Source organism: Bacteroides sp. 2_2_4, from assembly GCF_000157055.1.
GTDB lineage: Bacteria > Bacteroidota > Bacteroidia > Bacteroidales > Bacteroidaceae > Bacteroides > Bacteroides ovatus.
Genome location: NZ_EQ973369.1, coordinates 108,200 through 129,809, shown reverse-complemented (window position 1 = coordinate 129,809; position 21,610 = coordinate 108,200). Strand labels below are relative to the sequence as shown.

At 39.3% G+C, this 21,610-nt stretch carries 17 protein-coding genes and 1 other RNA gene; 5 read left to right on the top strand and 13 right to left on the bottom strand.

The features are described 5' to 3' along the window. Positions 1–41: 41 nt before the first annotated feature. From BSCG_RS03905 to BSCG_RS03940, 8 genes are all read right to left on the bottom strand, one after another. A complete protein-coding gene (locus BSCG_RS03905) occupies positions 42–587 on the bottom strand; it encodes an RNA polymerase sigma factor (protein WP_004296671.1) in 546 nt (181 codons plus the stop codon). 57 nt (positions 588–644) lie between these two features. Continuing rightward, on the bottom strand, positions 645–1,835 hold the full coding sequence (locus tag BSCG_RS03910; protein ID WP_008777198.1) for a clostripain-related cysteine peptidase: 1,191 nt from the start codon (positions 1,833–1,835) through the stop codon (positions 645–647). Between the two features lie 90 nt (positions 1,836–1,925). Then, positions 1,926–2,327, bottom strand: a complete 402-nt coding sequence (locus BSCG_RS03915) for a hypothetical protein (protein ID WP_004296669.1) — start codon at positions 2,325–2,327, stop codon at positions 1,926–1,928. A 77-nt stretch (positions 2,328–2,404) separates the two neighbouring features. Next, positions 2,405–3,028 (bottom strand): murein L,D-transpeptidase catalytic domain-containing protein, encoded by a 624-nt coding sequence (locus BSCG_RS03920; RefSeq protein WP_032849771.1) that lies wholly within the window; start codon positions 3,026–3,028, stop codon positions 2,405–2,407. Positions 3,029–3,162: 134 nt separating this feature from the next. Further along, a complete protein-coding gene (locus BSCG_RS03925; protein ID WP_002561589.1) occupies positions 3,163–4,023 on the bottom strand; it encodes an RNA polymerase sigma factor RpoD/SigA in 861 nt (286 codons plus the stop codon). A 184-nt stretch (positions 4,024–4,207) separates the two neighbouring features. Next, the gene (locus BSCG_RS03930) at positions 4,208–5,743 is read right to left on the bottom strand and encodes a trypsin-like peptidase domain-containing protein (protein WP_008777196.1); all 1,536 of its coding nucleotides are present in this window, start codon (positions 5,741–5,743) and stop codon (positions 4,208–4,210) included. Positions 5,744–5,962: 219 nt separating this feature from the next. After that, positions 5,963–7,114 (bottom strand): dipeptide epimerase, encoded by a 1,152-nt coding sequence (locus tag BSCG_RS03935; protein WP_008651520.1) that lies wholly within the window; start codon positions 7,112–7,114, stop codon positions 5,963–5,965. A 4-nt stretch (positions 7,115–7,118) separates the two neighbouring features. Further along, on the bottom strand, positions 7,119–8,099 hold the full coding sequence (locus BSCG_RS03940; RefSeq protein WP_004310270.1) for an NlpC/P60 family protein: 981 nt from the start codon (positions 8,097–8,099) through the stop codon (positions 7,119–7,121). Positions 8,100–8,197: 98 nt separating this feature from the next. On the opposite strand from BSCG_RS03940, the gene rnpB reads away from it, so the two are divergent. The 3 genes from rnpB to BSCG_RS03950 all read left to right on the top strand — a co-directional run bounded on the left by rnpB (position 8,198) and on the right by BSCG_RS03950 (position 13,351). Next, positions 8,198–8,583, top strand: an RNA gene (gene rnpB, locus BSCG_RS28375) — RNase P RNA component class A. 112 nt (positions 8,584–8,695) lie between these two features. Next, positions 8,696–10,015, top strand: a complete 1,320-nt coding sequence (locus BSCG_RS03945; RefSeq protein ID WP_004296663.1) for a YihY/virulence factor BrkB family protein — start codon at positions 8,696–8,698, stop codon at positions 10,013–10,015. Positions 10,016–10,066: 51 nt separating this feature from the next. Beyond that, complete coding sequence (locus tag BSCG_RS03950) at positions 10,067–13,351, top strand: S41 family peptidase (RefSeq protein WP_008777195.1); 3,285 nt, start codon at positions 10,067–10,069, stop codon at positions 13,349–13,351. 213 nt (positions 13,352–13,564) lie between these two features. Here BSCG_RS03950 and BSCG_RS03955 read toward each other — a convergent pair whose 3' ends face one another. Continuing rightward, entirely contained in the window at positions 13,565–14,110 is a 546-nt protein-coding gene (locus BSCG_RS03955) for a nitroreductase family protein (protein ID WP_008777194.1), read from the bottom strand. Between the two features lie 32 nt (positions 14,111–14,142). Then, positions 14,143–14,745 carry a riboflavin synthase gene (locus tag BSCG_RS03960; protein WP_004303876.1) on the bottom strand — a complete coding sequence of 201 codons (603 nt, stop codon included), beginning with the start codon at positions 14,743–14,745 and terminating at the stop codon, positions 14,143–14,145. Between the two features lie 1,114 nt (positions 14,746–15,859). Here BSCG_RS03960 and BSCG_RS03965 point away from each other — a divergent pair. Further along, positions 15,860–16,519, top strand: coding sequence for a hypothetical protein (locus BSCG_RS03965; RefSeq protein WP_004321160.1), 660 nt, complete (start codon positions 15,860–15,862; stop codon positions 16,517–16,519). 7 nt (positions 16,520–16,526) lie between these two features. Further along, complete coding sequence (locus tag BSCG_RS03970) at positions 16,527–16,919, top strand: hypothetical protein (protein WP_004321162.1); 393 nt, start codon at positions 16,527–16,529, stop codon at positions 16,917–16,919. Positions 16,920–17,028: 109 nt separating this feature from the next. Here the strand turns inward: BSCG_RS03970 and BSCG_RS03975 are convergent, their stop codons facing one another. The 3 genes from BSCG_RS03975 to BSCG_RS03985 all read right to left on the bottom strand — a co-directional run bounded on the left by BSCG_RS03975 (position 17,029) and on the right by BSCG_RS03985 (position 21,478). Further along, complete coding sequence (locus BSCG_RS03975) at positions 17,029–20,064, bottom strand: BACON domain-containing protein (RefSeq protein ID WP_004321165.1); 3,036 nt, start codon at positions 20,062–20,064, stop codon at positions 17,029–17,031. Between the two features lie 6 nt (positions 20,065–20,070). Continuing rightward, entirely contained in the window at positions 20,071–20,256 is a 186-nt protein-coding gene (locus BSCG_RS03980) for a hypothetical protein (protein ID WP_004321167.1), read from the bottom strand. Between the two features lie 634 nt (positions 20,257–20,890). Beyond that, a complete protein-coding gene (locus tag BSCG_RS03985; protein WP_008777193.1) occupies positions 20,891–21,478 on the bottom strand; it encodes a tyrosine-type recombinase/integrase in 588 nt (195 codons plus the stop codon). Between the last annotated feature and the right edge of the window lie 132 nt (positions 21,479–21,610).

Sequence of the window (21,610 nt, the reverse complement as noted above, 5' to 3'; positions counted from 1 at the left end):
ACTTTAAAAACACGCAAAGAACAAAAATACCCCCACGAAAATTAAAGAAAATAACCGAAAAGGAAAAAATAAATAATTTGAGGCTGAATTTTACGCATTTGTTCGATAGCCCGATACACTAATTTCTGTGCTGCTTTAGGTTGTATTCCCATCAATTTCCCGATTTCCTCATAGCTAAGTCCTTGGGTATAACGAAGATATACAGCCTCCCGTTGCCGGTCTGTAAGGCTATCCAGCATCTTTTTCAGCTGTTTTTGCATAGCGGCTCTTTCTTTTTCTTCATCTATGAGTTCAAAGCCGTTCACTTCAATAAGGAAACTATAGTTATCAGAACCTTCTTCCAGAAATTCGGTATTCATTTCTTTTTTCTTAATGGTCCGAATCCGGTTCTTCAAACAGTTCAACAGATAGAACTTCATATTCTGACTTTCCCAAAGTTTGTGCTCACGCTCATATAAATGCAAAAAAACATCGTGAATGGCATCTTCTAAAAGTTCTTTACTAATGCCAAAAGCAATGCCGTATGAAAACAAATCGTTCTCATACGTCTCATATAACCACTTATATAAGGATTGCTTATTCTTCACACTATCTTCACAAAAAGTTAGAATCCTATCTTCTAAAGAATATTGAAATGGTAATTATCACCAGCCTGTCTCATCCCATCCGGCAGCGGAGTACCATTGTATCGACTGACGATAAAAAGGATTTATCTCCTCTTCATACGACTGACGAAATATATAAGTAGAAAGTCCTGCAGAGCCATTCATCGAGAAACTACCGCCATAACTGGAGTAATTATTAGGAGTAGTCTTCCAATAAACCACAGCAGCATCATAAGCAGCTTTCCAAGCCTCATATTCGCTAGTCTCACTACCTAAAGAACGTATTAATCCATCAAAATCATAATAATACTTACTGGACCGACAATCATAACAGAGTATGCCCGATGTGGCTATCGCTTGTCTGCCCTTAATATATTTCGGAATAATCTCACTACTGCTTTTATCCAGTTGTTCCAACATGGAAGTGTTCACTACAGAAACAGAGACTCCTGCCGTCCAGGGATCACCTAAGCCCCAATTATATGGCAATTTGCCAGTATAAAGATTTTCATCTGCATAAAATTCAAAATATGCCTTTGCTATGTCCGTAGCCGATGCATTATTGGCAAACATAGCCGGAACTACTTTCTGATATGGAGCACCCGGTGCGGGTATCTCTGTCGGAGAGCCTATTATGTAATCCGCATGTTCCTTCAATTCATAGACCACCTCAACAGATTGCATAAAGCATGCATCGAAAAGAAGAAAACTCAAATGAGGCGCATTACGCAGAACATCTTTTAACTCGGAAATATCCATGTAATTTGAACCACCATCCTGTCCCCACCAACGGGTTTTATTCTGCGATTTTGCCAACCATCCTTCTCCATGAGACCACAAAACCAACCCATAACTCTGTGCCGGATATTCAGAAAATGCCGTGTTGATAACCTCCTTCATCTTAGAGACATCTACAGAATTTCGTCCTTCATACGTAGCGATTACCTCCTGTACGACATTCTTCTTTTTATCCTTCTTCAATCGAATTAGTTTAGGACTTGATCCGGTATCAATGTATACGAGTAGGTTATAAGAGTTATCATCTACAGACTGCATTCCCTCTGTCATTTCCGCCAAATCCTCTGTGGCAAAGCTGCGAAGAGAATTGTCACCTGCTATATAAACAAGAACTGTACGCATCTGGACTCCTCTTTCATCATCGTCATTATGACAAGCGATTACCAGCATAGCCAAACACACAAACAAGGAGAATATTTTTATCTTTTTCATTAGATTTCAAGTTTATTACGAGGCAAAGATAAAAAAATAAGAGATGCAAAGCTGCATCTCTTATTATATTAACAATTTAACTATTGCTTATTATTCTTCCGGTTTCGTAAAGTGGAATTTATCAGAATCAATCCGCGACACCGTCATTCTATTATTTTTCTTGTATTTATTCAGAATCTTCGTTGCTTCTTTTTCTAATTTCTTCTTGTTTTCCGAGAAGTAAATCATACATGTACTATTCTGTTGCAACTGGTTATCCTCCAGATAATTCTTCAACTGATAACTATACAACTCACGGTGAGACAAGAAGCCTTCCTTGCTAACCTTCGCACTATCTAGTATCTGAATGTCCGTGAAATAGACTACTGTATCCGTAAATGAGGCAGAAATTCCAAAAGCATAAACCGGTTTAGAGTGGTCTTTTTTCAAGGAAAAAGCGGAGCACATGGTAAACACAAGTGCAATTGCAAATAGTATTTTTACGTATTTCATATCATATAATTTTTAACCTTGCAAAGGTAACAAAAAAGAGGAGATTACCTCTATTTATCTCAAATAAATAGCATTTCTTAGTCATAGACCCATAGCAGGACTGGTTTCTTTTCCGCTTTGAGCAACCCGTCAACTTTCCTCATCACTTCATCGGATATTACAGGACACCCTTGACTGATTCCTAACGGAAGATGCAAAGGATACACCTCTGTTTCCGGCAACGGAGTATAAGAATGCAACACGATATACCGCTTGAAAGCATTATCATTCGTCGCTTCCAATCCATGTAATTTATAATGAATATTGATTCCCCACTTGCTATACGACCGGATATCCACCTTGTATTTCCCCAAAGAAGAGCAATAACTACCTTCCACATTGCTGAATACAGGCTTGGACACAGTGCTATTTTTCCCATATCCATGAGCACAGAGACTGGCATACTTCACGGAATCTCCTTTGAAATCCCATACAAAGAAACGCCTTTTACCAGAATGAATACTGAAATCTACCAGAAAGCAATAATTCGTATTATATCCGTTCTTATCACAATAAGCCTTTCCCGCCTGTGCTTTTTCCCGCAAACGCTGCTCTACTTTAGCAGGCACCGAATCAGAAGAGGATACCGCACATCTTGCATACGCCACCAGCCCTGCTCCCAAAGCAATAAGAACCAATGATATTAAAACTGACTTTTTCATAAAACTCACATAGTATAAGATTGAATTATAGAATGGGGCTTATGTAAAAAGTCGCATAAGTACATTCTTCTATATGAAAAGTGCGACTTATGCGACTCAAATTCTTTTTTCTTTCAGAAACTGATATTCCTTACTTATCCCAAGTAAGATTTGAGCAATTTACTACGATTACTTTGTCTAAGTCTTCTAATTGCTTTTTCTTTAATCTGACGAACGCGCTCACGTGTGAGGCCAAATTTATCGCCGATTTCTTCCAATGTCATTTCTTGCTGTCCGATACCGAAAAACATCTGAATGATTTCTTTTTCTCTATCGGTTAACGTAGAAAGAGCTCTATCAATTTCCCTCGCAAGAGACTCATTAACCAGAGAGCGGTCCGCCATTGGCGAATCATCGTTAACCAACACATCCAACAGGCTGTTATCCTCCCCTTCCACAAAAGGCGCATCCACCGAAATATGACGGCCGGATACCTTCAGCGTATCAGAGATTTTATCAACCGGAATTTCCAGTTCGTCTGCCAACTCCTCGGGAGACGGACGCCGCTCGTTTTCCTGTTCAAACTTCGAGAAGGCTTTGCTGATCTTATTCAGCGAACCTACCTGATTCAACGGGAGACGAACAATACGCGACTGCTCTGCCAATGCTTGCAGAATAGACTGGCGAATCCACCATACAGCGTAGCTAATGAACTTAAATCCACGTGTTTCATCAAATTTCTCGGCAGCCTTAATCAGTCCTAAATTGCCTTCATTAATCAAGTCAGGCAAACTCAAACCTTGGTTCTGGTACTGTTTAGCCACAGATACGACGAAACGAAGATTGGCACGTGTCAATTTTTCCAATGCTACACGGTCACCCTTACGAATGCGTTGAGCGAGTTCCACTTCTTCCTCGACAGTAATCAGGTCTTCACGGCCGATTTCCTGCAAATACTTATCAAGAGAAGCGCTCTCTCTGTTAGTGATACTTTTGGTAATCTTTAGTTGTCTCATTCTTTAAAAACAGATTTGGAGTGCAAAGTTACGACAAATAATTTGTTAACATACAAAATTAAGTAACTTTTACACTATATTTTTCATCTAATAAAACAAAAAGAGATGCCGACAAGTTGATTGGCGGCATCCTTTTTCTATTTCATTAGCTTATCCTGCAATCTTCTTACCTTATTTTTATATATTACTCTTGAGTCAGATCGACAGCGAAATATCCGCGTTTACCTGATGGGAACACACCGGTCAGGAATAATACCTGGTTCGGAGACTTAACAGCAGCTTTCATTACTTCTTCCAGATCGCTGACTTTGCGCATCGGCTGGTCATTAGCTTTCAGGATAATGAAGCCTTTACGAACTCCTGCATCTGACATCTTACCGGAAGAAACTCCTGTCACTTGCAGACCGTAACCTAGATTCAATTGCTTCTTCAAGTCATCCGGCAACTCTTTGAAAGCAGCTCCCAGGATTTCCATGCCTGCATCCTTCACGATCTTGGTAGTACCTTGCTCGTTCTTCAACGTTACTTCAACGGTCTTTTCCTTCTTATCGCGCATCAGTTTTACTTTCACCTTATCACCCGGACGATGTTTAGCAAGTGCTTCCTGCAAGTCAGCCATATTGGATACTTTCTTATTATCCACACCGATAATTACGTCATCGACTTTGATATCAGCTCCGGCAGCAGAACCATTCTCTACGATTTCAGAAACCCATACTCCTTCTACAACACCCAGTTCTTTAGCTTTATCTGCCAATGTCTTACCGGATTTGTCAATCGGTTGACGGTCGTCCATCAAACTGCTACCGATAGAGCCACCACGAATACCGAGCAATGCACGTTGTACTGTTCCATATTGTTTCAAGTCGGCAATTACTTTCGTCATAATGCTGGTCGGGATAGCAAAACCGTATCCTGCATAAGCACCTGTCGGAGAAGAAAGCACTGAATTGATACCAACCAATTCACCTTTGGCATTTACCAGTGCACCACCACTGTTACCCTGGTTGATGGCAGCATCCGTCTGGATGAATGATTCTATACCACCATTATATACTCCCAGAGAACGGGCTTTTGCACTTACGATGCCGGCAGTTACAGTAGAGTTCAAATTGAACGGGTTACCTACTGCCAATACCCACTCTCCTACTTTCAACGCTTCGGAATCTCCCACCGGAATAGTCGGGAAATCATCACCCTCAATTTTCACCAGCGCAAGGTCGGTGCTAGGGTCAGTACCAATCACGCGTCCCTTAAACTCACGGTTATCATTCAGTTTCACACTGATTTCATCCGCACCTTCAATCACATGATTATTCGTTACGATATATCCATCCTTCGAGATGATTACTCCCGAACCAAAACCTACACGAGGTTGAGACTGTACCTGACGTTGCTGTCCGCGTCCATCACCAAAAAAGAAATCGAAAATGTCCGGCGCTTGCTGAACAGTTCTTGTTTTAGCTTCTTGAGTAGACCTTATATGTACGACAGCATGAAGTGAATTCTCGGCAGCCTGTGTCAAATCAACAGGTTGAGCGTTCACAGCGTCAAAAGCAGCCAATTTGACATTGGGATTCTGCTTGAACATCTCATTAAAAGATGTTTCTTTTGCAGATTCGTTAGATTGCAACAATTTGTAAGTTGTCAATCCTGCAACTCCTGAGCTAAGAAGAATGATTGCTCCTATTCCCAGAATGTTCTTTGTTGTCTGTTTCATGATTTATAATTCTTTAAATTGTTAATATTCGACATTGTTTTAACTTTTACGACGTTAAAATAATAACAAATATCGTTCACTTATTCTACTTGTCACTCTTTTTTGTCCACTTTTAACAGAGAATATTTAGAGCTTAACAGCGGTTAACGACAACACCTGACAAATTTACATTCGTTGTATGTCAGATGGCTTTAACACTCTGACATTCATTCAGTAAAGTCAGATTTTCATGACACCGATTCCAGGTAAGTCATTCAGAGTGATCTTTCCTTTCACCACTTCCACCCCTTTAAAGCGATCATTAGAGATAAGCAGGTTGCCATCCAGGTCGGCAAAATCCACTAATGGCGAGAACTGTGAAGCTGCAGAAATAGCACAGGAAGTCTCTGTCATACAGCCCACCATGACACGCATGCCGAGTGCATGAGCCAATGTCACCATCTTCCATGCTTCACGCATACCGGTACACTTCATCAGCTTTATATTGATTCCCGTGAAAGCGCCTTTTAAAGCGGCTACATCTCCCAGACGCTGCAAGGATTCATCCGCAAATATCGGTAGCGGGCTCTGTTGCGTTATCCAGGCAATATCCTCTAGCTTCTCCTTAGGCATGGGCTGTTCTATCATCACAACGCCTTTTTCTTTCAGCCAATGAATCATATCGAGCGCGTATTGGCGGTCTGCCCATCCTTGATTGGCATCTATCGCTATCGGAAGGTCTGTTACCGAACGAATGGTTTCAATCATCTCCTTATCATTGTCCCGTCCCAGTTTCACCTTTAATATATTAAACTGATCGGCACACTCTTTTGTTTTCGCCCGCACTACATCCGGCGCATCGATGCCTATCGTAAAGGTAGTGGAAGGTGTCTTTTCTTTGTTCAATCCCCATATCTTATACCAGGGAGCGCCTAATAGTTTCCCTACCAGATCATGAAGGGCGATATCTACCGCAGCTTTCGCTGCCGTATCCTTTGGCGAGAGGCTGTCAACGTATGACAAAATGTCATCTAGCTGAAAAGGATCACTAAACTGTTCCAGATTCACTTTCCCAAGGAAATTCATCACAGACTCTACTGTTTCTCCCAAATAAGGAGGCATAGAGGCTTCTCCATATCCCGTCACGCCTTCATATTCTATTTCTACCTGCACATCGGGAGTTGTTGTACGCGAATAAGTGGCAACTGTAAACACGTGCCTCAACTTCAATTCATAAGGGAAAAAAGTCATTTTCATCTTCCCTCCCAAACCGAGCTTATTTATATGAATGGTAGAAAGCAACGATTCTCCGGCTAGTGCCTGACGGGCTACTAACCCCGAACTGAAAGCAGCCAAAGCTGCCGTTTTCAAAAAATCTCTCCTGTTCTGCATTCTTTTATTGATAAAAGGGGTTCTTATTTGTGGTATTCATTCCTTTCTCCTTATTTATATAAGGTAAGAAACGGACAGCAAAAAGTAAACGCTTCGTGTTGAATTCATCATAGTTTTGATCCGAAGGATTCATGCTGCTGACGTGCACATCTCCCAATGCGTGGATAAACTGCTTGTTTCCGAGGTAAATGCCGACGTGAGAAATACCTTCTTTACGTTCCGCAGTCGCTTTCCGGCCGAAAAACACCAGATCTCCCCGTTTGACATTAGAGAAGTCAGGAGCAATATCGATATGTTCGCCCACATAGGCCTGTTGAGAGGCATCTCTCGGGATAATAATGTCATGCATAAAAAGTACGGTCCGTACCAGTCCGCTACAATCCACTCCCTTGGAAGAGGTTCCTGCCCATAGATAAGGAATTCCCATCATCGAGTAAGCTGTTTCAATGATACTTTCAACATCTTGTTTCAGTGAAGCTCGCCATTCCGCTTCCGGTTGGGAAATGGATTTCGAAAGATATGCTTTCCGTCCATCGGGATAAGACACTTGATAGAAATGTCCTTTGCTCCCCTCCCACTTCAAACGATTGCCCGCAACAACATCGGATACGGGTTGGGAACTCTCATCCGGTTTTTCATACGCAAATCCGTAGTGCGAGGTAACCACTATCTTTTCTGCCCGGTTCCATTCATCATACCGTTCTTTCGACATGGGGGTAATCACCATCCGGTGCACCCATCCGGTATAATCATCCGGTGTTTGTATCTCGTACCAGCCGTTATACTGAAGCACCTTGACCGGCATTCCCAACAATGCCTGCGTGCTCATGCCGGAAGTAAATTTGCCTTCCTCGCGCAAATTGCAAACTGAAATATGTACTACCCCATAAGCCGAATCGGCAGGCATGGGACGTATTTCCTGTGCTTTCAGGCTAGCTGCCATCGTCGCCAGGAAACAATAGAAAAGGAGGATATTCTTCTTCATTAAAATCTATTTTAATGATAGCAAAGTTAGAAATTATTTCTATTTGTGATACTTTCTTTGGCTAAAACAAAATAAATGACGTATTTTTGCAGTCTAAAGCAGTTGGCCGGTCTGTCGCGTGCATGTTTCGTGCAGGAGGAAAGTCCGGGCAACATAGAGCATCCTACTTCCTAACAGAAAGCTGTCCGCGAGGGTAGAGTAACGTAGAAGAAAATAACCGCCGCTCCTTTCGGGGAGAGGTAAGGGTGAGAAGGTGGGGTAAGAGCCCACCAGTCGCATGGCGACATGCGGGCTGTACGTCTTAGGAGTTGTAAGGTCATGTAAACCGGCGTTATGAGAGTTGCTCGCTCCATGTCGGAGGGTAGACCGCTAAAGTGTCGTGGTGACACGCCACTCAGATAAATGACAGGCACCTGATATAATTAAAGATTAATAATCGGAAATTATATGGGTACAGAACTCGGCTTATAGGCTGACTGCTTTTTCTTTTAATTATCCATTTAATTACAAATGACTAATGGATGAGGATCGACTGTTCGAGCAAGTCTGTTGTAATCAGTAATTAGTTGCTTGCAATTAGTAATTAGCGAAGAACTATGAAGAAGAAAATCACCGATATATGGAAGTTTCTTACGTATGACATCTGGCGCATTACGGAAGACGAAGTGACCCGAACCAAGTTCTCACTCTACAATATTATAAAGACCGTCTATCTTTGTATCAATCGGTTTACCAAAGACCGGATGGCCAATAAAGCTTCTGCACTTACTTATAGCACATTGCTTGCCATTGTACCGATACTTGCCATCCTGTTTGCCGTAGCGCGTGGTTTCGGGTTCGACAACCTGATGGAACATCAGTTCCGCAACGGTTTTGGAGGAAATACAGAAACAACGGAGGCCATTCTCTCATTTGTCAATTCCTATCTTTCACAGACCAAAGGAGGTATTTTCATTGGAGTTGGTTTGGTAATGTTGTTATGGACGGTTATCAATCTGGTCAGTAATATTGAAATCACCTTCAACCGTATCTGGGAAGTGAAAAAAGCACGATCCATGTATCGCAAGATTACGGACTATTTCTCCATGTTCCTGCTGATGCCGATTCTGATCGTGGTATCCGGAGGACTTTCTCTGTTTATGAGCACCATTCTCAAGCAGATGGATGATTTCGTCCTGCTCGCTCCTGTTATGAAATTCATGATACGGCTTATTCCTTTTGTCCTGACATGGCTGATGTTCACCGGGCTGTACATCTTCATGCCGAACACGAAAGTGAAATTCAAACACGCTCTCATTGCAGGTATTCTGGCAGGGTCTGCTTATCAGGCTTTTCAGTTCCTGTACATCAACAGCCAGTTGTGGGTGTCAAAGTACAATGCCATTTATGGTAGTTTTGCCGCACTTCCCTTATTTCTGCTTTGGTTGCAGATATCCTGGACAATCTGTTTGTTTGGAGCCGAACTGACGTATGCCGGACAGAATATCCGCAGCTTTAGCTTTGACCAGGACACCCGGAACATCAGCAGACGATACCGGGATTTTATATCCATCCTGATTATGTCACTCATAGCCAAACGATTCGAAAAGAACGAACCGCCCTATACGGCTGCAGAAATATCGGAGGAGCATCAGATCCCCATCCGACTGACAAATCAGGTACTTTATCAGTTACAGGAAATAGAATTGATTCACGAGGTTGTTACCGACGAAAAAAGCGAAGAAATCGGTTACCAGCCTTCAATGGATATCAATCAACTGAATGTGGCTGTCCTGCTGGACCGTTTGGACACATACGGCTCCGAGAATTTCAAAATAGACAAAGACGAAGAATTCAACGACGAATGGAAGGTGCTGACCGAATCCAGAGAAGAATACTATAAAAAAGCAAGTAAAGTATTACTGAAGGATTTGTAGGAAAGTCAAACCTTAAATCGCGAGAATGAACTTAACACAATATTAGAAAAAATGAAAAAGCTACTGCTAAGTGCATTTGTCATCTGTCTAGCAGGGACAAGCATTGCACAAGAATCTCCTTTATGGATGCGCCACTGCGCTCTTTCTCCAGACGGAACCACCATTGCATTTACCTACAAAGGAGACATCTACACGGTACCGTCAACCGGCGGACGTGCCACACAAATCACCACCAATCCGGCTTTTGATACGGAACCGGTATGGAGTCCCGACAGTAGACAAATTGCCTTTGCATCGGATCGCATGGGAAGTCTCGACGTTTTCGTCGTATCCAGTGAAGGAGGAGCACCCCAGCGACTGACCACTCATTCAGGCAGTGAGAAACCTGTTGCCTACAAAGACAACAAACACATTTTATTCACAGCCAACATTGCTCCCTCTGCCGAAGATGCCGGGTTTCCTTCCGGCCAGTTCCAGCAAGTGTACGAGGTAGCCGTGACGGGAGGACGCCCCGCTATGTTCTCATCCATGCCAATGGAGTGCATCTCTATTAATAAGGAGGGAGTGATGCTCTATCAGGACAAGAAAGGATACGAAGACTATTGGCGCAAGCATCAGGTATCCCCTATTGCCCGTGACATCTGGACATACACTCCCGGGAAAAAACCTGTTTATCAAAAACAAACTACTTTCGGAGGTGAAGACCGCGAACCGGTATGGAGTCCTGATGGTAAATCATTCTATTATCTAAGTGAAGAGAAAGGTTCCTTCAATATATTCCAACGTACTCCCGGAACCACCACTTCCCAACAAATCACTTTCCATACAAAGCATCCCGTACGTTTTCTAAGCATTTCAACCACCGGCACACTCTGTTATGGTTATGACGGCGAAATTTATACACTTACTCCGGGCAAACAACCCCAAAAGGTAAATATAAGTATCCTGGCAGACAAGAATGACAAAGATATTATCCGCCAAATCAAATCCAACGGGGCTACCGACATCGCTGTATCTCCCAAAGGAAAAGAGGTCGCATTCATTATGCGCGGTGATGTTTACGTAACCTCCATTGACTACAAAACAACCAAACAAATCACCAACACACCCGATCAGGAACGTAACATCAGTTTCGCTCCCGACGGACGCACACTCGTCTACTCTTCAGAACGCGATGGATTGTGGCAGCTTTACACTTCCACCATCGTACGCAAAGAGGAGAAACAATTCACCTATGCCACAGAATTGAAAGAAGAACGTTTGACAAACTCCAAAGTCGCTTCTTTCCAACCACAATTCAGTCCTGACGGTAAAGAGGTTGCTTTCCTCGAGAACCGTACCGCTATCCGTGTCATCAATCTAAAAAGCAAGGCTGTGCGCACAGTGATGGATGCCAAATATCAATATTCTTATGCCGACGGTGACCAATGGTTCCAATGGAGCCCCGACAGCCAATGGATTCTATCAGACTTCATTGGCATAGGAGGCTGGAATAATAAAGACGTCGTTTTGCTGAAAGCCGACGGAAAAGGCGAAATGGTCAATCTTACCGAAAGCGGATACAGCGACAGCAACGCCAAATGGGTGTTGGGTGGAAAAGCAATGATATGGAACAGTGACCGTGCCGGATACCGTAGCCATGGTAGCTGGGGAAGTGAAGACGACACCTATATTATGTTTTTCGACGTCGATGCCTACAACCGCTTCCTGATGAGCAAAGAAGATATTGCCTTACTTGAAGAAGCGGAAAAGGCAGAGAAAGCAGAAAAAGAAAAAGCCAAGAAAGAAAAGGCAGAGAAGAAAGAAGACACTAAAGACAGTAAGAAGAAAACGAACCAGAATGAGAATGCGAAAAAAGACAGTACGGAAGTGAAACCTCTTACATTCGATTTGGAGAATCGTTTTGACCGCATCGTCCGTCTAACTGTAAATTCTTCCCGCCTGGGTGACGCTGTCATGAGTCCGAAGGGTGATATTCTTTATTACCTGGCAGCTTTTGAAGGAGACTACGACCTTTGGGAGCATAAACTGAAAGAAAATACGACTAAAATATTATTGAAAGGAGTTGGCGGCGGCTCACTCATACCAGATAAAGAAGGAAAGAATATCTTTATGTGCACAGGTGGCCGATTGAAGAAAATAGAGATTGCCGGTAGCAAAATTACACCGATAGAATTTGAAGCATTCTTCGATTACCGTCCTTATGATGAACGCGCATACATCTTCGACCACGTTTGCCAGCAAGTAAATGACAAATTCTATATTGCCGACTTGCATGGAGTGGACTGGAAAGGATATAAAAAAGCATACGAACGCTTCTTGCCCCACATCAGCAACAATTATGACTTCACGGAAATGTTGAGTGAATTGCTTGGCGAATTGAATGGTTCCCATACCGGAGCCCGGTTTGCAGCAGGAGGCAGCGCAATGCCTACCGCTACTCTGGGAGTCTTTTACGATGAGTCATACGACGGTGCCGGGTTAAAGATCAAGGAAATCATGAAGCAAAGTCCTTTCACCCAGAAAAAGACAGAAGTGAAGGCAGGTTGCATCATTGAAAAAGTAGACGGCACAGCGATTGAAGCCGGTGCTGATTACTTCCCGTTATTTGAAGGCAAAGTCGGACGCAAAGTAGTACTTACCGTATACGATCCTTCTACTAAAAAACGTTTTGAAGAAGCAGTAAAAGCAATCAGCTATGGAACCCAAAGCGACCTGCTTTACAAACGTTGGGTAGAGCGCTGCGCCAAGAAAGTGGAAGAGCTTTCCGGCGGACGCATTGCTTATGTACATATTAAAGGTATGGACAGCCCCAGCTTCCGCAAGATCTATTCCGAACTGCTCGGCCGTTATCGTAATAAAGAAGCCGTAGTGGTAGATACCCGCCATAATGGTGGCGGATGGCTGCACGATGATGTAGTCACCTTACTTAGTGGAAAGGAATATCAACGTTTCGTGCCACGCGGACAATATATCGGCAGCGATCCATTCAACAAATGGCTGAAAGCCTCATGCATGCTAACTTGCGAAGACAATTATAGCAATGCTCATGGCACTCCTTACGTATATAAGACTCTAGGTATTGGTAAACTGGTAGGCGCCCCGGTGGCAGGCACGATGACCGCCGTGTGGTGGGAACGCCAGATAGATCCGTCTATTGTATTCGGTATCCCGCAGGTGGGTTGTATGGATATGCAAGGCAACTATCTCGAAAATCAGACCTTGCAACCTGATATTCTAGTTTATAACGAACCGGCAGCCAGCCTGAAAGGAGAAGATGCACAACTGAAAGCAGCAGTAGACTACCTATTGAAAGATTTGTCAAAAAAGAAATAAATATAGCATTATTGATGCCACCGGAAAAGCGGCATCAATAACACGCTAACTATCAACACCTTAAAAAAGCCATTTATTGGTTTTAAAGAAACAGGTCGTTCCTTTAAAAGGAAAGCATCGTTGGTTTAAAAGGAACGTCCCCTTCCTTTAAAACCAACGATGCTTTCTGTTATATGCTTATCCTAAAGGGCTAAGAATATAATTATTTTTCAATCAATAACGATTGTATGAAATCACCTTTTCTTTCGGCTTCCTTATCTTCTTACGTTTTTCCTTTGCCGGATAGCCAATGACAATATCCAGCAATAAACGTTTCGAAGCAGGAATACCGGCAAGCTGTTTCAGCTCTTTTTCATCGAACCAACCCAGAATACAAGAACCCAAACCTTCGGCTTCAGCTGCCAGAGAAATATGAGCAGCCGCTATTCCAATGTCGATCAACGGAAAATGCTTGCCTTTTACCTTTCCGCCAAGCAGGGAGGTTATATTAGCAGATTCTTCTACAACCAGAATATGCACGGGAGCATCTTTGGCAAACTTATTCATTCCCAAGCCAGCAGCAGCTTTCCCGGCTTTTTGAGCCAGTTCCTTGTCTGTGATGACCACAAACCTCCAAGGTTGTGCGTTGCAGGCCGAAGGCGCCAAACGTGCAGCTTCAAGTACCCGTTCCAACTTTTCCGGCTCCACCGGACGTTCTTTATCATACGAACGGTCACTTTGACGAGCCTGCACCAATTGAAGAAAATCAGTATATGCCATTTCCAATCCTCCAGTCACTTATTTATATTTTCTTATTTATATTGAATCATCCGGCTGATATACTTGCCGATAATATCGAATTCGATATTTACCACACTGCCAATCTCAAACGTATGGAAGTTCGTATGCTCGTATGTATAAGGAATGATAGCCACCTGGAAAGTATCATCCGTCGGATTACATACTGTCAGGCTAACACCGTTCACAGTCACCGAACCTTTATCCACGGTGATATATCCGCGTTTCGCCATCTCCTTGTCAAACGCATATCGGAATGTAAAATACCAGCTGCCTTCCGCATCCTTAATATCGATACAAGTAGCAGTCTGATCCACATGTCCCTGAACGATATGTCCGTCCAACCGACCGTTCATCATCATGCTACGTTCAACGTTCACCTTATCCCCCACTTTCAACAAACCGAGGTTAGAACGCTCCAATGTTTCTTTCATGGCAGTCACCGTATACGTATCATCCGTCAGAGTCACTACCGTCAGGCATACACCATTGTGAGAAATACTCTGGTCGATTTTCAACTCATTCACAAACGAACACTTAAATGTAAAGTGTATATTCTCCTGGTCTTTCACCAGTGCTACCAAAGTAGCATATTCTTCTACGATTCCAGAAAACATAATTCTATTTACTATTTACGATTTTACAATTGAAAGTACTCTCTTAATGCAAGGGTCAAAGATACGAATAAGGAAGCAGCTTAGAAAATAAGAGCAAAAAAAATGGGGCTTTTATTACTGTATCTAATTATTAGCCATTTAGCAAAATGGTGATTCATTCTTGTGCTTTGTATGCCTCATAAGAACATTACAAATATAACTCTTAATTCTGAAATAAAACGCATTTCCCTATGATATTTTAATCTATATGTTCTATTTAACAACTTATATTTAAATAAAAAGCCAACTATCATCTCGATAACTGACTTTTAATTTTTAATCACTTATTTGCCTTGTATATCTTTATAATACTCGGCAAAGTTCTCTGCATAATTCTTAGCTTCGGGACTTCCTTTAGTTTATGTACATCTTTATCCATTATTCTGCTTATAGAAGCAATAATTCCATTTTGTCGCTATCTACCACTTTGACATTTTCTTCCAATACAAACACATACCTCAATAATCCAGAATGTATCTTTTACATTAGATTGGACAGATTCTTATCAGTACCTTTGCTATAGATAAATCAATTACCAATCTATTTATTTCTACAAAAATATGCAAGTAACACCCCAAAAGAGCACCGTGATTTCTTATTTACCACAAGAGATTAGAGAAACTAGATTGACAGAGGTCACATATTTACCTATTACAAGGGAAATGTTAGAACAACTATTTTCAAATTCATCCAAGAAGGATAAGCATAAATTAGTTAAGAAGAGAAGGAAATGAACTAAAAAAGACGACACTTGATAGATAGTTCAAATGCCACCTTCTTGCATAATAGATAATTAGTTGAATCAGTTTTTAAGGGTGCAATTAATTTGTACCCTTTTTATTCGTTCATATATTAATGCATCTATTAAATCTAAGTTTTTTTGATAAAAAGATATTATTTATATAATTAATAATTATTATATTTGTAATTGAATTGGTAAAACAGAAGCGTTGTGCTGCTTTGTTGCAAAATGTGGGAAATTATTAAAAAGGGCAAAGATAGCATTACAGTTTCACGCTTCGATGTATAGTATTGATGTTCTTGTAGAAACTGGAGAACGGTAAAATTTGATAATATGAAAAAACTACTATCAATTACAATGTTGCTCATATCTTCATTATTTATTTATGCGCAACAAGACGTTACTAAATTTTTAGGTATTCCAGTTGACGGAAGTAAATCTGAAATGATTCAGAAATTAAAAGCTAAAGGTTATACGAGTAGTCCGCTTGATAAAGATGTTTTAGTTGGTGAATTTAATGGTGCAGATGTCAATATACACGTTGTAACAAATAATAATAAGGTGTATCGAATAATGATTTGTGATGTTAATAATATTGATGAAAGGGCTATCCAGATAAGGTTTAATAGACTCTGCGAGCAGTTTGTTAATAATTCTAAGTATTCTTCTTTACCTTTGGAAGAATATATGATACCAGATGATGAAGATATTTCTTATGAAATAACCGTCCATAAGAAACGCTATGAAGCAGTGTTTTATCAAAAAACTGATGAAACTTTTATGGCAAAACAAATTGAGGCTGCCTTCCCGCAATATACAAAAGAACAACTTGCGAATCCAAGTGAAGAGCTGCGAGCAGAGATAGTTAATTTTGTGACACAATATATATCAAAAAAAGCTGTTTGGTTTATGATTAATGAACGTTTGGGCAAATATTGTATTACGATGTATTATGATAATGAATACAATAATGCAAATGGTGAAGATTTATAATTAGATTATGAAAAAGGTATTAATATTTATTGCAGGCGTTGTTACAGGTGCTATTTTAATGCTTGTTATTGCTGCACTTATTGGAAATTCGTCAAATGGAGAATCTTCAAATAATGGAATGACATTCTTTGAGAAAGAAGGGGATTGCATTAGTGAAAATAATTTTGAGGTCTTTCAGGTTCTTGATTCAGGTGACGCTTTAGCTAATGAAATTGACGAACTCTCAATATCAACAGGACTAATGGTTTTATTTTTGTGTGATGAAGGGAAATCGTATTATGACGACCAAGTTATCAAAGTTCCTGAAGGAAAATGTGCAAAGCAGATTGGGACATTCAAATACTCAACAAAGGCAGGTTTTGATAAGACTGTTCCTATTGTAAGCATACTCAATAAATAGGATAAAAAAATAAAGCGTGTATGAGGGGCATTAATTTGCACCCTTCTGTAAAAAAAAGCAGCAAATGAATGTTACTTCAAATGCTGCCTTTCTTCTTTTTGATTATATGTTATTGTTTACCTTCCCCATTTAGGATTTGTTCTTTGGTAGGATTATAGCCATTAGAATATGTTAAAAAAGTACCTTGATATGAAGTTAATGCTTGCTTTAAAGGAGTGAAATCTTTTAACTTGTAACACCCTTTTATTTTGAATTCACTACCTTCTACAGTTTCTAAATTTGTTAACGCACTAATATCAGATAATCCCCAAAAACTATCTTCAATTTCAATAGTGAAATCACCTTTTATTTGTCTCAAATTCTCCAATCCTGCAAAAGATGTAAACTTGGAAAAATCACCATAGTTAATACTCATTCGAAAACCACCAATGGATGATAAATTGTTGAAGCCTTGAAAGGATTGTATATTGCTAAAACTGGTATAAGTGCTAACACTACCAGCAGAACTCACACCTGTTCCCCATATTAATCTTCCACCAATTGTAGTCAAACTTTCGAATCCTGTGAAAGATTGCAAATTATTTCTTTCACTTCCACCAATATCAAATATCAAATCTCCTCCCACAAATGACAAATTTCTAAGAGGTTCAAAAGATTCTATACCAGAACAGTCGATTCTTAAATCCTTACCAACATAAGTAATCGCAGAAAGACCATTCAGAATTTCTTGTGCATTTATACTCCCAACTTTTGATGCCGCTACTCCAATATATAATTTTTCATCAATCCTTTTTAACTTGGGGGCATTGAGGATTGTATAGGATTTACATTCAAAACCTCCCAATTTTTCAAGATTTTCAAGAACAAGATTCATCCGATTTCTATTTCCCATATAGAAACCATTTCTCATATAGATATAACCATTTATCTGCTTTAGGGTAGGTAATTCAATTGTATTTAATTGAGCAATTTCGTACTCTGGAGCATATATTTCAAAGTTACCACCTATGCTTGCTAGATTAGTTAAATTGTTTAAAGAGGAAAGTTTCTTAAATGATATATACTTATCATTTCCTTCAGAAGAAATTTTAAAGTTCCCTCCAATAGTAGTTAATCTTTCCAACCCTTCAAATGATTCTAATTCGTTAAACGAAGTATAGTAATAAGGAGAATTTTGATATCGAAAATATCCTAATCCAATGAGTTGGAAATTGCCACCTATCTTCTTAAGATTTTCTAATCCTTTAAAGTCCTTTAGCTGTGAAAAATTACTATTTACAGTAGATTTTTCACCGTTATATGGTAATCTGTCTTTCATTATAAAATCTCCACCAATCTCTTCAAGATTATCTAGCCCATTAAAAGACTCTATTCTATTGAAATTATTCAGCGATTCAATCACAAAATCCCCTTGTATTTTTCTCAATTGATTCAGTCCATTAAAGTTCTCAATATCACAATTATTGAGTAGTAAGTCTCCATTAATTTGTGTAATTGAGTTTAAAACCTCTAAAGAGGTTATCATATCTTCTTTGTTATTATTAAAACAAAGAATATCAAGATTTCCATTTATTTGTTTATATCCTCTTTCCCCTATCTCTTGCAATTTCCGATTTCCCCGAATAGAAATATTTCCTTCATGAATGTATGATTCTTGTTCAACTGTAATAATTGATTCCGTTTCTTCATTTTCACTAATAATTTTTATTTCTCCAGTCCGCTTATCACCATTGTTTTCAGATATAAAGAAAGATAAGATATCTTCTCTAAAGCCTCTTGTTTGTGGTTGAGTTATCCATTCTTTTGCATCTCCAAGAATTTCCACTGTATAATTAGTATTGGTGGACAAGGAAACGGAGATTTCTCCACCTTTAGGATAAGTATGATATGTTTTGCTGCTAGGCGACAAGCTTGGTACACCTAATTGACTAATGAATACAGTGTCCGCTACATTACTCTGTGTATGTTTGATTGCAACTTTGGCAGAACGTTCATAAGTAGAGGTATTCTCATTTATTTTTAGATAGACTTTATGAGAAGTAAGACCTCTAGTTTGAGTAGTAGTTATATTCTCTATCCATTTACTTGCAGCACTGGGAATAGAAACATTAAAATCAATATTTGAGTTTACTTCAAATTCAATTGTATTTTCTTTTGAGTTTACTTCATATTCTTTCTTAGATATGATAATAGCATCCTTTTGCGCTTGTATAATTTTTAATGTATCTGCAAGTTTGACATTGCTCTTATCATAAAAAATGATTTCACTTTCACGACTATCATATTCTTCATTTGGACTGATTATATAATAAAGAGTGTGGCTGGACATTGATTTGGTTGAAGGTGCAATAGAAATCCAATCCACATTAGGCATTTTAACCTCAAAATTAAAATTGCTTTTTATGTCTACAGCAATAGTTTGCTCCTTATCACTTATAAAGTATTCATTTTTAGTCAACATGACAACTCCACCACTAGCTTGGTAGACGTGTACAGTCTCTGTTAGCTCACCATTTGTAATATAAATTACTCCTTCTCGTTTTTCATATTCTTCATTGGGAGATATATCAAAGGTTAACGTGCTACTTGATAAAGCTCTAGTATTACTACCTACTTGTTTTATCCACTTTTTGTCTGTTTCATTTATTGTAACAGTATAGTTGACATTGGTTTTTACCTCCAAATTAATCTTGCCACCTTTATTGTCTAACTCATATTTGTTCGCAGTCAGCAATATAGCATCCTTTTGCTTTTGAGTTACAACAATTGTTTTCTTTATATTTCCAACAGTGAGAGTTATGGTAACATTTCTATCATCATATCCTTTATTCTCAACTATATTCACAGTAAACCCACCTTCTCCTGCTTTGCCATTTGCAGGAGTAACAGTGCACCATGTCTCTCCTCCAATTGTATTAGCTACAGAAACGTTCCAGTCTCCATTACAAGTAAATTCTATATTTTCACTTCCAGATTGTGAAGTAAAAGTTAGCCCATTATCGAAATATCTTTGAGAATTTCCCAAAGGGGTAATAGTAATGACTTCATCATTTTTCTTATTGCTATCATCGTTACTACAAGCGATGATACTCATACATGAGATAATGCTCAATAAGGTTATTGGTAAAAAATGTAATGCTTTCATAATCTGTTACTCTTTATTTAAAATACATTTCTCCATTAAATTAAAGACTTCTTTTTCATTCTTGTCATCGTAAACAATTTCTCCATTTGTAAGTACACCTAATTTAAGCCTTTCAAGCTCTGCTATAAAATGAGCTAACGCTTCTGCATCACACCGTTCTGGGGAAATTATTAGTTTGAATTTCTTTTCCATGTAATCATAGTTATCTGTAATCTTCTCATTCCCTTTAAAGATAATAGTTTATTGATAAAGTGGGGAATTCACAGCAAAACACTGTCACTTTATATTAAATCATTGATTCTACTACATTTAAGTGCTGATAAGTAATAACTGTTTTTCTTTTTGTGTCTATAGAATATTTATTATAGCCAGCGTTCCCTGCTGACTGTTATACAATACAAAAAGGTGTGGGAACTATATTGTCTTATCCTACATTCAGGTCTTCGCATTACCTATGGCACGGATAAAACAATAGCCCACACCAATCTGATAATATCTATAAACCTTATATAACATATAAGATAGGTATATATCAAATGATGTGGTGCTATTGCTATCATCTTCGTGCCAATATCAAAGTTGCGAAGTTTGAATGTAGAAGATAATTTCAATAACACCTTTCGTTAATATGTCCTTCCAACAACTTAACTCTCTAAGTTCTTGGAATTGCCACAAAGATAATGAAAGGTATTTATTTTACAATTAAATCTGCCTGTTAAAATAAGAATTGAGAGCTATTTCTACTTCATATTTTTGTGATTTGAGACAGAACTATTCAGAGCATAAATAAAAAAAATCTGGTTTATCCTGTCTCAAATCTCAATTATCAGAAGCTAAGACAATCATAGGTATTAAGTAGTTCCTCTTGCCTTAATCCCAAGTATCTCTTAGTAATTGATACACTAGAATGATTGAATAGCTCCATGAGCTTGACAAGTGCAAGCTCTGAATTATCGTTATTCATGTTGTAGACCTGTCTGCCAAAGGTCTTTCTAAGAGAATGACACGAAAAATTGCCTATTTGTAGCCTGTATTTTTTCTTAATCTCTTTCAGCATGACATTGATTCTTTGAACTGTGTACACTGTCCCCTTTTGACTTATTAATACAGGTGCATTTATGCCAACTGGATTTATATGCTCATAACAATCTCTGATATGTTGCTGTAGCTGCATATTAATCCTAATTGTCCTCTGTTTCCCTGTTTTAATCTCTGTAATGGTAAACTCTTCTGCATCTAATATCTGATTCCACCTCAAAGCGAGAATATCAGAAATTCTTAGACCTGTGAAGCAACCTAAAGCGATAAGAAGTGACATCTTATAATTACTATCCCTTGCCAATTTTCTTATTAAGTTCATTGCTTCGCTCCATTGCAGATAATCTGCTGTTGTACTTGAATATTTAAGTGACATAATGTTCTGTTTTATAGTAAAACTAATAAAAGTGAATATTATTTTTTAATTGGAATATCTAACTTGCTGATTACTAGTTAAACATTCACTAATAAAGAAAGTGAACATTTTTATAAAGCAAGGACACTAAGC